General features: G+C 41.5%; 10 protein-coding genes. 3 read left to right on the top strand and 7 right to left on the bottom strand.

Annotation, left to right across the window (positions count from 1 at the left end; translation table 11 throughout):
- Positions 1-216 precede the first annotated feature (216 nt).
- Together ACT3CD_RS15475 and ACT3CD_RS15470 are read left to right on the top strand one after the other, a co-directional pair.
- A complete protein-coding gene (locus ACT3CD_RS15475) occupies positions 217-723 on the top strand; it encodes a DUF4405 domain-containing protein (protein ID WP_444646561.1) in 507 nt (168 codons plus the stop codon).
- The gene (locus ACT3CD_RS15470) at positions 723-1,346 is read left to right on the top strand and encodes a DUF169 domain-containing protein (RefSeq protein WP_444646560.1); all 624 of its coding nucleotides are present in this window, start codon (positions 723-725) and stop codon (positions 1,344-1,346) included. The genes ACT3CD_RS15475 and ACT3CD_RS15470 overlap by 1 nt, the downstream gene beginning before the upstream one ends.
- Before the next feature lie 106 nt (positions 1,347-1,452).
- Here the strand turns inward: ACT3CD_RS15470 and ACT3CD_RS15465 are convergent, their stop codons facing one another.
- From ACT3CD_RS15465 to ACT3CD_RS15455, 3 genes are all read right to left on the bottom strand, one after another.
- Entirely contained in the window at positions 1,453-2,157 is a 705-nt protein-coding gene (locus ACT3CD_RS15465; RefSeq protein ID WP_444646559.1) for a peroxiredoxin, read from the bottom strand.
- Between the two features lie 23 nt (positions 2,158-2,180).
- Positions 2,181-3,053: a damage-control phosphatase ARMT1 family protein gene (locus ACT3CD_RS15460; protein ID WP_444646558.1), complete on the bottom strand. Its 873-nt coding sequence runs from the start codon at positions 3,051-3,053 to the stop codon at positions 2,181-2,183.
- Positions 3,054-3,615: 562 nt separating this feature from the next.
- Positions 3,616-4,776 carry an iron-containing alcohol dehydrogenase gene (locus ACT3CD_RS15455; RefSeq protein WP_444646557.1) on the bottom strand — a complete coding sequence of 387 codons (1,161 nt, stop codon included), beginning with the start codon at positions 4,774-4,776 and terminating at the stop codon, positions 3,616-3,618.
- A gap of 499 nt (positions 4,777-5,275) precedes the next feature.
- Between ACT3CD_RS15455 and ACT3CD_RS15450 the strand changes: the two genes are divergently transcribed.
- Positions 5,276-7,423, top strand: coding sequence for a trypsin-like peptidase domain-containing protein (locus tag ACT3CD_RS15450; protein ID WP_444646556.1), 2,148 nt, complete (start codon positions 5,276-5,278; stop codon positions 7,421-7,423).
- Between the two features lie 6 nt (positions 7,424-7,429).
- Here the strand turns inward: ACT3CD_RS15450 and ACT3CD_RS15445 are convergent, their stop codons facing one another.
- From ACT3CD_RS15445 to ACT3CD_RS15430, 4 genes are all read right to left on the bottom strand, one after another.
- Positions 7,430-8,446: a DUF4465 domain-containing protein gene (locus ACT3CD_RS15445; protein ID WP_444646555.1), complete on the bottom strand. Its 1,017-nt coding sequence runs from the start codon at positions 8,444-8,446 to the stop codon at positions 7,430-7,432.
- An 8-nt stretch (positions 8,447-8,454) separates the two neighbouring features.
- Positions 8,455-9,879 carry a redoxin domain-containing protein gene (locus ACT3CD_RS15440; RefSeq protein WP_444646554.1) on the bottom strand — a complete coding sequence of 475 codons (1,425 nt, stop codon included), beginning with the start codon at positions 9,877-9,879 and terminating at the stop codon, positions 8,455-8,457.
- 79 nt (positions 9,880-9,958) lie between these two features.
- Positions 9,959-11,740 carry an aminopeptidase P family protein gene (locus tag ACT3CD_RS15435; RefSeq protein WP_444646553.1) on the bottom strand — a complete coding sequence of 594 codons (1,782 nt, stop codon included), beginning with the start codon at positions 11,738-11,740 and terminating at the stop codon, positions 9,959-9,961.
- A gap of 2 nt (positions 11,741-11,742) precedes the next feature.
- Positions 11,743-12,813, bottom strand: a complete 1,071-nt coding sequence (locus tag ACT3CD_RS15430; RefSeq protein WP_444646552.1) for a hypothetical protein — start codon at positions 12,811-12,813, stop codon at positions 11,743-11,745.
- Positions 12,814-13,096: the final 283 nt, after the last annotated feature.

Genomic DNA, 13,096 nt, shown 5'->3' with positions numbered 1-13,096 from the left:
GAGAAAAAATCAAAATATTGTCAAAGAGCTTATTAAATACGGCACTTTGGCCGCGTAAAACTTAACGGACTATTGAACTAAGTGTTTGAAATATAAAGTTCAAATTCAAGGCTTGCGAAGTCATAAAAATCTGGGGGTACTTTTCGTAAATGACTGTTTTTATGACAAGCTTAACGCGGAAGTTGACTTTATAGACGAACACTAATTAGATAAAATATGAAAACGAAAGAAGTTGACAAGTCGATACTCAATTTAGTGATTGACGGCGTATTGTTGATTTTACTGGCTGCTATGTCAGGAATAGGTGGATTGATTAAATTTATTTTGGTACCTGGTTGTGTCCGTAACCAGATGTATAGTAACCATGTGAAGCTTTCTTTTATGGGGCTGGATCGTCAGGATTGGGGGCGTATTCATTTATTGATCGGCATTATTTTTATCGTGTTAATGGTGGTACATATTGTACTGCATTGGCGAATGCTTGGTTGTCTGTTCCGAAAATGGATTGATAATAAGGTTTGGCGAGTTATTATTGCATCGTTTGTGGCTATAGTGACGGTCGTTTTATTGCTCGGCTTTTTGTTGGTACATCCTAAAGTCGTGCCATTAAATGGGAATCATGGCCGCGTCTCAATACGGGTAAACGGCGATACACCATATTCTGAATGTTCTTTGTCGACGGTTAAGCCGACAGATTTGTTAATTCAAACACCAGTTTTTTAATGAATGATTCAACAGATTTACTTCAACGGTTAAAACAGCATTTTGGTTCTCGGTGTACGTTAATTAACATCAATGGCAGCACATCCGAGTTTCTCAATTATCCGCCTCATCAAATAACTTTTTGTAAGGCCGTGAAATTATCTCTTAATGTGCCTGTTCGTGTTGATAAAAGTAATCTTGATTGTGCTGGTATTCGATATCTTTTGCGAATGGATGACGACCATCGGATTGTTGCCAGCGCCATTGCTGCGGTTGGTAGTAGGAATTTGAATGAGGCTGTAAGTCAAGTAAAGGCGTTGCCACGATTAAAACATGTTCAGCATATAAATCTGGGCTTAACTAATGAGATGTTGGATGACATGAAGCCAGATTTTTTTATGGCTTATGTAAGTGTCGCGAAAGCTACTGAAATTTTTGGTCGTTTGACACATGCTGACTTGTCGTCTGAATCAACTTGTGAAACCGTATTGCCGGTCTGTGGTCGTGTTTTTGCGTCGGGTTTTACCAATAACGAAGCTGTTGTTTCTTTTGGTACGATCAAATCAAGAGAGCTGGGGGGCATGGTGGGTGAAGAAGTGTTGGTGGGTATGCCGTTTCAAAAGGTATTGGCTCTTATTGATTAATATTTTGATGGTGTGTGCACCAAGAGCTTTTGATGTATAAAAAAAGTGTCGTCGGTTTTTTTACCTTCGACACTTTTTAAAAATAATCGGACTAACTCGTTTTATATTAGCTTAAAATATCTTCGATGGTGATATAGTCGCCTACACGACCGGTCATTTTTTCAGCATCGGTTTTAACCGGCAGCGTTTTTTTACCTGGACGCCAGCCGGCGGGACATACTTCACCTGTTTTGGTCGCATGTTGCCAGGCCTGTACCTGACGAATAAATTCGTTTACGTTACGACCAACTGAGTCGGCTTGCACCTCCTGGGCCACACAAATACCATCGGGATTGAACAGAAAACGACCGCGCAGTGCAACGCCTTCTTCTTCAACTAAAACACCAAAAGCACGGCTTATTTCCTGATTAGAGTCGGCGCCCATAGTCAGTTTTAAGCCTTTTAGAATGGGCTCAGTTTCTGCAAATCTCTTGTGCGAAAATTTGGAGTCTACTGAAACAGCTAATATTTCGGTGTTCAGTTTCTGAAAATCATCATAGTGCGCATTCATTGCAGCAATTTCTGTTGGACAAACAAATGTGAAATCGGCGGGGTAGAAGCATACTACCGTCCATTTGCCTTTGTAATCGTCACTTGAAACAGTTTTGAAATGCCCCGTCTTTGCATCGTAAGCATCCATTGTAAATTTAGGCATTTCGCGCCTTACCATTGTTGAACTCATAGTTGATTGTGTTTCTTGATTATTACTACTTATTTCTTCTTCGGCTTTTGCAGCCGGTTTTCTAGGTTTTAAACCTGTGTCGCATCCCATAAATTGTCCTCCAGTTAAAGGGTTTATTTAATATTACTTTTTGTTCCGTCTTTTTTGTGATGATAAACCACTGAATTTCCTTTTTTTACGCCGATAATGTCACCGATGACCTGACATTTTACCATTAGCAAAAAGAAAATATTGTAATTCTTTTCGTGGATCAATCCTTCCAAATTACCTTGTCCTTTTGAGATGATAACATCGGCTTTCTTAAATATTTCTTGAAATTCAGCACTACATGTTTTTAAAATAGTGGATGGCGCATTATCGCCATTGCTGATCACTTTAGCGATGGCGTTCATGCCCGTGCTTTCTGCATCTTTGAGGGTGATATCATTGATAACATTGCTGCCTCTTGTTGCAAAATAGAGGTTGGGATGATGAATGGTTTCGATGAATAATTTGTCCAGAACAATTTCACCCGCATTATCCCCAAGATAAAGTACCGTATTGGCTTTTTGCAACGCTTCATACAATGCTTCGGAGTGGTCAATGGCCGGAATTTTAGCCGCTGCCTCGGATAATGTTTTAACAACATCGAATGATTGTGGCGGACCAAAATCGATGATGTTGCCCGCCAGGGCATAGCGCAGTGCGGTCTCGAATGGCTGGGCCGACCGGCTGATGCGATTTCTTATCTCATCTTCAAAACCCATCATCAATTCGTTGTAGTGTTGTTTTTCTACGGCGTATAAATCTTCTATTCCGGCTGCCTCTTTTATTTTGTTATGCACAAAGCGCGACACTTCGGGTGAGATTAACGTCTGCTGATCCCTGTCGTCGATAAACTGCTGCACGCTGGTCGTTATTTTTTCCGATTCTTCTTGACTGATATGGTGCTTTAAAAATAATTTATCGGCTTGTAGTTGATGACATTGGATACAATTGGGATGCATGTTTATTATTTTGTTTAAACGAGATCAATTATTCGAATCCCCCAAACTCTACTTATAGATATGTAATCTTTTTTTTTGAGGTTTCCGAAGTTTAAAAAATGTGAGTTCACAGGTGTAATTCACCATTTTGAAGGCGATAGTATCATCAAACTTGGCGTATACTTATCTGCCACTATTTATATACAAATATAACTTTTTAAATGAACATTTGGTCAAAACAATGACGGTTAAATGTCTCAATTTAATTTATAACGTATTGATGAAACAAATAATGGTGATGACTTTCGTTGTTCTTAAAATTGATCCCGATTGTAAAAGATAGATGATCTGTTTTGGTTTGTTGTTGTTATATTGTCTCAGCAAGGAGGCTTAATTGTTTTATATGTTTATTTTGCAAGTAAACGCAATGAGGGTAAACGACGCTTTTGGCAGACACTATGTCCAGGTATAAAAAAACCGGACTTTATATAGCCCGGTTTTTTATTTAGTGTCTGCCCATAAAGTTTTTAAAGTGGGCTTATAAGGAAGTTAACTCCATATTTTAGAAATTATCTTTTCAAATTTAATAGCTTGCCTTTACAATTTTTTCCACATCGGTGGGTTTTATGGACTGACGTTCGCCCATTCCAACCCAACCCCGTTCGGTAAATCGTTCGGCAATTTTTTCGGCTGTACCTTCGTATTTGGGGGTGTACTCCGACAGGCGGGTTTTTATTTCCAATGAATGGAAAAACTGTTCTGTTTTTTCAATGGCTGCCAATGCTTTTTCTTGCACTGTATTTCCTGTTACACCCCATATTCGCTCACCATATTGAGCCAGCTTCTCCTGCTTGTCATTCAGACAATGGCGGTATAGTGGCGGGGCTATAATAGCCAGCGTACGGGCATGGTCAATTCCAAAGAAAGCGGTTAGTTCATGACCTATCATGTGTGTAGTCCAATCTTGTGGTACTCCACAGGCTATTACGCCGTTCAGAGCCATGGTGGCACTCCACATCAGGTTGCTCATGGCAGAATAATCCGCCGGATTGGCAAATGCCTTGGGCCCTTCTTCCACTAAAGTATGTAATACCGCTTCTGCAAAGCGGTCCTGAAGTGGTGCGCCGGCCGGGAAGGTGATGTACTGCTCCATAACATGCACAAAGGCATCAACAACGCCATTTGCAACTTGTCTTTTGGGCAGGGTGCCAGCTGCTTCCGGCATTAGAACCGAAAATTGAGGGAATACTAAGGGACTTCCAAAAGCCCTTTTTTCGTGGGTCGCAATACGGGTGATAACACCCCCAGAGTTCATCTCCGACCCGGTGGCCGGTAAGGTTAAGACAGTACCTAATGGTAACGCTTTTTTAATAGGCAAATGATTGTTCAATATTTCCCACGGTTCTTTGTCCTCAACAAAAGCGGCGGCGGCTATAAATTTTGTCGCATCAATAACGGAACCCCCACCAACAGCCAGCAGAAATTCGATGTTCTCTTTTTTGATAAGATCAACTGCTTTTATTGCTGTTTCGTAATGAGGATTGGGTTCAATGCCTCCAAACTCCAAAACAGTATGGTTTTGTAATGCCTTTTTGATGCTGGCATGAACGTTATTTTTAAAGATGCTGCCTCCACCATATAGCATTAAAACTTTCTTGTTGACTGGAATTAGTGTAGCCAGTTTCTCAAGTTGGTCTTTGCCAAAGATGATTTTTACCGGATTGTAAAATTCAAAATTATTCATGATTGTATTTTTATGTAGCGTTTTTGAAAATATTAAAAAGAATCTGTCTGACAAATATACAAACAGTGTGCCGATACGTTTGTCTTATTGTATCCAACATTTATAGGTTTACGCGAATCTTGTGTTTTTAGTGCTGTCGAAAAAATTCTTCTCTGCATTAGGGTTTCTTGGTATATTTACAACGCGAGCGTAACGTGGAAGTCGTAATTTAGCAACAGATTCTAATGGTTGTAAATGACAGAATCAATTGTTCTGTAAAAAAACAATCTTAATTCAATAATGTTCTTTAGTTGGAGAAGGTATAAACAAAGCTATAGTATATTGTAGCTCTTAAAAGAAATAAATATGTCCGGTAAGTTTTAGACATGAATATCGCATTCCTTCTGCGCGTATCCAAAATTGGGATTTTGGATGGAAAAATGCATTTGTTTCTTTTTACTGTTTAATGTGAATCTTTTTTTACATTTCGGGAGTATTATATTTTTAGAAAATTAATTTTATGAGACGATATCTTGTTTTGTTATGCCTGATAATGACTGTTTCGTTGTTTGTTGAGGCACAAATTAGTCATGGCGGACACCCGTTATTAGGTAAAGATGAAGCAGATGAAGTGATTCAATTGGCCGGGCAAAAGATGCCTGCTTTGCCACAAAAGGTGAAAGCATTAAGTGGAATAAATACCAAAGAGAATGCTGAAGCTTTGCGTTTTGCGCATCCTTTTTTTGTGTCGTTTACACCCGATAACTCAGGTTTCTGGGAAGAAGGCAGCGATGGCCGTAATATTTGGCGCCTGGCTATTCGTTCTGAAGGTGCTTATTCATTGAATTTGATTTTTGACCGTTTTAATCTGGTGGATGGGGCTTCCTTATTTATTTTTAATGCCGACCAGAGTGTGGTACTGGGTGCCTATACTTCGCAAAATAATAATGAATCAGGAGTTCTTGCAACATCGCCTGTTCCCGGTGATGTTATTATTGTGGAGTTACAGGAGCCTTTAGGAACTTTAAAATCTTCGCAACTACTTATAGGGGCCGTAAATCATGATTATCTCAATTTATTTTCAATGTTGACCGTGGAAACCAACCGTTTTAATCAAAGTGCTTCATGTCATACCGATTTTTCGTGTCTGGACGAAGCGTCCTGGCTTGATGTGGGAAAGTCGGTATGTCGGGTAATTGTTGATGGCACAACTTTGTGCACCGGAACATTGATGAATAACACACGTGAAGATGGTACGCCCTATGTGTTGACGGCCGGCCATTGTATTAATAATCCAACCGAGATGCAAACCACCGTTTTTACTTTTAATTACGAGGTTCCCAACTGTGTCTCTTTTATGGAAGGCACTTTTTTGCAGACGCTTTCGGGCTCATCACTTAAGGCTTATGCCGAAGATCTGGATATGGCTTTATTGGAATTAAACGAGACGCCGCCGGCTTCTTACAGGCCGGTATGGGCGGGGTGGAACCGTACATCGACGCCGCAGTCTCCCGTGCTGTGTATTCATCATCCTGAGGGAGATGTTAAAAAGGTTGCTTTGGATGAGGATGTGCCAACTAAAACCACTTTTTTGTCGTCGATGTTTGTGACCGATTCACACTGGAATATTGCTGGGTGGGAAAGTGGAACCACCGAAGGCGGTTCTTCGGGGGCGCCTTTGTTTGATCCGGAAGGGTTATTGATAGGTACCTTGTCGGGTGGTTCGGCGACTTGTTTGAAACCTGTAAACGATAATTTTGTGCGTTTTGAGAAGGCCTGGGATTATTATGATGCGCCTGAAAAGCAACTGGCCGCATGGCTCGATCCTGATAATACCGATGTTTCTTTTGTGTCATCATTTTATTTATACGACGACGCCGTGGCTCGTTGGAGCCATTTGTCGAAATCTCAGACCCCTGTAACAGTCACGATGACCGGCGGGGGCTATTGGTCGGGGCATAACAGCCGTCAGGACGCCTCGGTCGCTGAGGCGTTTGGACCATTTCTATCGGGTTCGGTGAATGGCATTTATATCATGCCGGCACTGGTTCAGACAACCAATGAGCAAACCATCGATATTAAATTATGGCAGGGCGACAAAGAACCGAAGACTCTTTTGAAATCGTGGAATGATATGTCAATTAGTCAGTTAAAGGCCAATCGTGAATTTTTTATTGCGCTGAATGAACCGCTGGAAGTGTCGGGGAGGGTCTGGGTTGATGTGTCGCTTAATTACGAATCTGTTACCGATACTTTGGCATTGTATCAATCGGCTGCAGCCGATAATACCATTAATTCGGCATGGCTTAAAGACGCTTCGGAGTCATGGCTTTTAACCTCTTCGGTAAGTGGCTGGCAGTCTTCTTTATGGATTGATTTGTTAATGACCGATGCTGTTCTTGCCGATACTTCAACGACTACGCCACTGGCTGAATCGATAAGTGTAACTCCGAATCCGGCGACTGATTATTTAATGATTAATGGTAGTTTTGTTACAGGTTATGTTCATGTTTTGCTGGTAAATTTGAATGGACAGCCAGTACTTGATAAACAAATTTATTTTAGTGCCGGAAGGTCTCGTTTATCATTATCTAATGTGAATCCGGGGATTTATATATTAAAAACCGACCATGCCGGAATACGGCCGGTTCTTATTGTGGTGGAGTAACTGGTGCTATTCTATCAATTTAATGTTGTTGATACACAGAAATCCTGGCATTAACATGATGCCTTTCTCATCGGTAACCGAGGCGGTGATGGTAAAACTAAGTTTGTTTATTTTTCCAAGTCTCTCAAGATTCACGGTGGTCCATTTACTTACAATATAATTGCTTGTTTTATTTTGAAACCGGTAATCGGCTAAATAGAATTGAACAGTATCTGTGCTTACCCCATATTTGTCAAACCCTTCAATAGTCAGTTTCACCCAGTCGCCGTCCGAATCATCTCCCTTTGCCTGAAGATATGGTATGTCATTGTCATCGTTCTCGTCATCATAGCCATATTTCATCAGGTAATACGCCAGTGTTGAATTTGCAATGGTCATTTTTCCGATAACAAAGGCGGTGTCATTCAGAAATTGAATGGCTGCCGCATCAGGCGTCTCCGGCATTTGATAAATCATAAACTTTTCATCGGAGCTTTGGGTGGCGTAGGCCGAAAAGCTGCTGATTTCGTCTGTTAAACTGGTGTTGAATATATTGCTTAGGGCAAAACCGGTCCATGAATCATCGTCGCCCGGATTGACAGGGAAAAAAGCCAGGTTTGAGATAAATCCACCATCGGAGTCAACCAGATCTTTCCCGGTGTCATAGTCATCCTCCTCATCATCCAGCTCCAGTTCACTAAAATCGATGTTTAGAATGGTCGACACCGGTACCTCAATGGAATCGCTGCCATAGGGTGTTTCAACCACAAACGCAAAATTGTCGGTGCCCAGCGTCTCTGGAATATGGGTTATAACCTTGTCGCTCGACAAGAACTCGCCATTTAAATACCATTGATACGATGCGTCATAGTCGTAGATAATTTTGGGCGACAGTGTCAGTGTATCGCCCATTTCTATCTCATAGCCATCGTCATCCATATCAAAATAAATGCCGGGAGCCGGGATCTCTTTCTCTTCCCCATTACAACCGGTTAAGACTAAAATTGCAAGGAGCAAGCCTACTGTAATTTTTGTTGATGTCATAAGAGATATTATTGTTGCTCTAAGAGATGGTCCAAAAAGCCGGGCATTTGCTCTACATCGAGCCTTTTACCAACAATTTTTTTGTTCTTGTCGAGGATGTAAATCATCGGCGTAGACCGGATGTCGTAATAACTGCGAAAGTTGGTTTCATAATGTGGGTCATACACATTAATCCAATTGTATAATTCATGCTCGTCCACAAATTTCTGCCATTCTTCACGATCGTTGAGGCTGTAAACGGCAAATACCTGAACGCCTTTTGAACGGTAGGGTTCAAACACCTGTTTGTAGAGTTTTGGAATCTCTTTTTTGCAATGGCCGCAGGAGGGTTCGTAAAATGCTATAATGGTTACAGGCGCATTAATTTCATGCAAACGGTAAATTTGTCCGTCGAGGCTTTCCATGCGCAAGTCGTGGGCGGTTTTTCCAATTAGAGTGGGACTGACATCGCGTACGTATTTTTCTAGTTTTTCAAGGAATTCGTCTGTAGCCCACTCTGCGTCACCACTCAGGTAATATTTATGAGCCAGAGCAACTACGGCGGCATCCATTCCCATGATTTTGTTGTCGTTTATTTTATTGAAGAGATATTGAGTTGTAAAGCGGAACATCTCTTTGTTGGAACGGCATTTTTCAATGATGTTAATGGCGGCTTCAGTCACCGTATCAGGACTTTGAATCAGAAAACGGTCAAAATAGGTGTCCAGCTTCTGTGGGTAAAACGGGGTGCGCAGAAGTCGTTGATCGGTAAAGTCAATATTATCGAAAAAATGGTCGCGGATAAACAGATAACGGCGCATTTGAACGATGGAATCACGATTGACCGCTGTTTGAGGAACATCATCAAAGGTTGGTATTTCAGGTTCCTGCATGGCCTTTAAAAATACCGCATAAAATGTTTCAGGATGGCTGGTCGAAGATTCGCGCCAATAGTTTTTTACTTCCTGATCGATGGTTTTCAGTTGTTTTTGCAGTTCTGCTTTTTCTGTCTCATCAGAGGTCTCTTTTATCTGAGACTGAAGGGTAGAGGCCTTTTTTTGCTTGTCGCTGATGAACCGTTGGTATTGATTAAACAACAAGGGATCAGTCGCCCCCTTAATCTCCATTTTTCCGATTAAATCGGTGGTGTCAGTTTTAATTGAAAACGTTTGGTCACTGTCTATGAGCAGGTCAAAATATTTGCCGTTGGGTAAATATACCAGGTAAAGTCCGCCCGGATAAGGTTCGTCACCGGTAAAAACAGCCACTCCTTTGTCGTTAAATGGAACGGTATCGGTTACATACATGTTTTTATTGGAGTAATAACCCAGTATGGCATCTTTGTTCTCAAAGCCTTTAAGTTGCACTTCAATGCGGTGTCCTTGCTGAGCCGTTATGACAGATGCGCCCGCAAAGATTGTCAGAAAAAGGAATAATAATTTTACAGACCTCATTTCTCCTGCTTATTTAGGTGAAGAAACCCGTCAAATTACATTGACGAGTTTCTGTAATCAATTGAAATTAAATCGATGACTAATTTAAAGGTGTGGTTTTATCCTTTAGCCACTTTTGCAATGTATCATCTAGTTTCGGCGCTATTGCGTCGTAAACTCTTTGATGGTATTGATTCAACCAGTCTATCTCTTCTGTGGTTAGTAATTTTTTATCTATCAGAGTTTTATCGATAGGACACAGCGTGAGAGTTTCAAATGAAAGGAAACGTCCAAATTCAGTTTTCATTTTTTCTTTACAGAGGACCAGATTCTCAATACGAATTCCATATTGACCGGTTCGGTACATCCCTGGTTCGTCGGAAGTAATCATGCCCGCCTGCATTTCAAAACCATTGTCCTGCGGCCGGATGCTCTGGGGTCCTTCATGTACATTCAGAAAATAGCCGACGCCATGTCCGGTTCCGTGGCCATAGTTTAAACCGTGTTCCCACAACGCTTTTCGAGCCAGTAAGTCGATATGAACGCCACGCGAACCCTGGGGAAAGACGGCTTTAGCCAGAGCTATATGTCCTTTTAGTACCAGCGTGTAGTCGGTTTTGGCTTGTTGCGGTACCGGTCCTAAAGCCAGCGTGCGGGTAATATCTGTTGTCCCTCCCTGATACTGACCGCCCGAATCGACCAGGTAAAGCCCCTCGGGTTTTAGCGTGCTGTTGCTTTCTTCGTCAACACTATAGTGAACAATGGCGCCGTGCGCAGCATAACCCGAAATGGTATTAAATGACTCGCCTGAAAATCCCGGTTGTTCTGCCCGGAATGATTTTAATTTTTTAGCAGCCGACAGTTCACTTACTTTTCCGGTAGGGACATTTTCTTCGAGCCAATGGATGAATTTTACCATGGCTACGCCATCATTGATAAGTGTTTGTTTGAGATGGTTGATCTCTTTTTCGTTTTTAATGGCTTTGAGAGCCGTAATGATACTCAGTCCTTCGCGCTTGGTTACTTTGGATGGGAAAGCGTTATACAAGCCAACGGTTGTTCTGTCAGGATCGATATAAACGGTACTGTCGTGCGGTGTTTCCTGCAAATGCTTGTAAATTTCATCATACAAAGAAATACTGACATTATCAGCCGCTAGTTTTTGAGCCGTTTGTGCGGTTAATTTATGGGGGTCGATGTAGAGCTTTATGTTGTTGTGTTCCACCATCAAAAAAGCATGAAATACGGGATTGAAAGGTACGTCAGAGCCGCGAAGGTTAAGCATCCATGCTATGTCGTCGAGGGTGGCTGTGAAATAATGTGATATCTTATGACGTCGCATTTCATTTCTTACAAATTCAATTTTCTCCATACGAGTGGCTCCGGCAAATGTGTCTTCGTGGATAATAACCATTTTGTCGGGAATGGCTGGTCGGCCTTCCCATACTTCATCGGCTACATCAAAATTAACGTCGAGAGTGATGCCTTTGCTGCGCAATTGTCCGGCTAAGGCACGTGATTGAGATAAGGGCATGGTATTGCCGTTGACGGCCACCTTACGGCCCGGTAATAAAATGTCGCAAAGCCATTCGGCATAGGTTGGGACGTCGGGTTCTCCTTCTTTGAACAACTCAATGCCAGAGCCTTCCAGTTGTTTTTCTGCTTGCAGAAAATATCGTGAGTCGGTCCATAAACCTGCCTCATCGAGGCCAACCACCAGTGTGCCTGCCGATCCGGTGAATCCACTCAGCCAATCGCGGATTTTCCAGTGTTCAGCAGGATACTCGCTGGTATGTGGGTCGCCCGATGGAATTACACAGGCATCAATGCCCAGTGCTGTCATTTTGGATCTAAGGTGTTGAAGTTTGTCTGGTACTAACATATTTATTGTTTTTTATCCGAGAGGTAAACCGTTATATCTCCATTTTCACCAAAAAGAATGATACTGGCAGGCTTCATGTTTTGTTGTTCAAAGTCGCCTGAAAAAGAAGTGGTGTTACCATCACGTATTTTAGTTATGCTTTCGGGTTGGTAATGGGTTATCTGGCCATTTTTCATCTCACCATGAAGGGTATATGACAGATTGCTGCTTAGCCCTACTTTTGTTTGTGAGTTGGTGGCCGTAACCGTTAGCTGTTCAGTTGAGGGCATGGTTCGTTTAATCGATAACAGACTCTTGTCTGTTGTTTCGAAATACCCTTTGTCGCTGAGCCGGTCAATGGTAAGCGTTGATGCCATAATAGCGGCTGTAAGGTCTTTTGTGTCGATTATTTTAAGGTTACTGGTACTTAGATTGGCCTTTAAACTTTCCGCAGTTTTAATGTCACCGGTAGAAAAGTCGGTCATCAGAGAGGTGTAATATACTTCATCCATTTTTAAGTGTCCGTTTTTATGGACAATTTCTGCGTTGGATAATTTTTCAAGACTTAAATCGCCATTGGTAACACTGATTCTGCCCCCCGGAATCATGACTGTTTGGTTACGAAGGTTGAAATTTCCATATTGAAGATCGATATTAAGTTTCGCGCCAAAATGTGAGAGATTTATGTTGCCAAAGCGGTTGTGCAGTTCAAGTTCCATATTGGAAGGTGCAAAAATGATAAATTCAATACCAAACGGGTAGTTTGAAAAAAAATCATCTTTAAAAATTGTTTTGTACCTGAGTGTGCCGGCTGTCAGATGCGGAAGGACTTCAATCTTGTCGAGTATTGTTTGAGCTATCTCTCCATTTGGTGTTTCCACCCAAATATTAACGTCAATGACTATTGAGTCTTTATCCCAGCCGGTATAGGTGATGTTCCCATACTGATTTTGTATTTCTATTTTATTGGTTGATCCAACAAGACGCTCTTCTTTAGTTGATTTGTTGTGCCTCGTATTATTTTGTCCCTGTGCAAATAAAACCGCACTTGAAAGAAATACAACGATGAAACAGAGGGTTTTGATAGCATTCATGTGGGAATAATTTATTCTGTATTTAGTTTAATTTTTGAACTTTAGTTGTTGATCTGCCGGATGCTTTTGTCTCAAATATCCTGCCACACTGTAATCCCAAAGGCTGTGCGTGTGTGAACCGATAATACTGAAGCAGACCGTTTATATATTCAAATGTAAAAATTAGCGCTTGCTGTCAGGCGAAAACGATATCTGCTTTTCATTTCCAACAAAAATAAGGATTTTGTTTTACTTTTAGGGCTAATTCGTGCCCCCAAAAGGGGCTTTTGTATCATTTAAAATA

Origin of the sequence: Geofilum sp. OHC36d9, assembly GCF_052400685.1 — a bacterium.
In the GTDB taxonomy this organism is placed as follows: Bacteria; Bacteroidota; Bacteroidia; order Bacteroidales; family Marinilabiliaceae; genus CAZHHH01.
Note: the sequence above shows the minus strand (reverse complement) of the source record. Positions and strands in the feature narration are given on the sequence as shown.

Coding starts and splice junctions, on each gene's coding strand:
- ACT3CD_RS15475 (WP_444646561.1), top strand. CDS start 217: ATGAAAACGAAAGAAGTTGACAAGTCGATACTCAATTTAGTGATTGAC.
- ACT3CD_RS15430 (WP_444646552.1), bottom strand. CDS start 12,813: ATGAATGCTATCAAAACCCTCTGTTTCATCGTTGTATTTCTTTCAAGT.
- ACT3CD_RS15460 (WP_444646558.1), bottom strand. CDS start 3,053: ATGCATCCCAATTGTATCCAATGTCATCAACTACAAGCCGATAAATTA.
- ACT3CD_RS15445 (WP_444646555.1), bottom strand. CDS start 8,446: ATGACATCAACAAAAATTACAGTAGGCTTGCTCCTTGCAATTTTAGTC.
- ACT3CD_RS15470 (WP_444646560.1), top strand. CDS start 723: ATGAATGATTCAACAGATTTACTTCAACGGTTAAAACAGCATTTTGGT.
- ACT3CD_RS15440 (WP_444646554.1), bottom strand. CDS start 9,879: ATGAGGTCTGTAAAATTATTATTCCTTTTTCTGACAATCTTTGCGGGC.
- ACT3CD_RS15435 (WP_444646553.1), bottom strand. CDS start 11,740: ATGTTAGTACCAGACAAACTTCAACACCTTAGATCCAAAATGACAGCA.
- ACT3CD_RS15455 (WP_444646557.1), bottom strand. CDS start 4,776: ATGAATAATTTTGAATTTTACAATCCGGTAAAAATCATCTTTGGCAAA.
- ACT3CD_RS15465 (WP_444646559.1), bottom strand. CDS start 2,157: ATGGGATGCGACACAGGTTTAAAACCTAGAAAACCGGCTGCAAAAGCC.
- ACT3CD_RS15450 (WP_444646556.1), top strand. CDS start 5,276: ATGAGACGATATCTTGTTTTGTTATGCCTGATAATGACTGTTTCGTTG.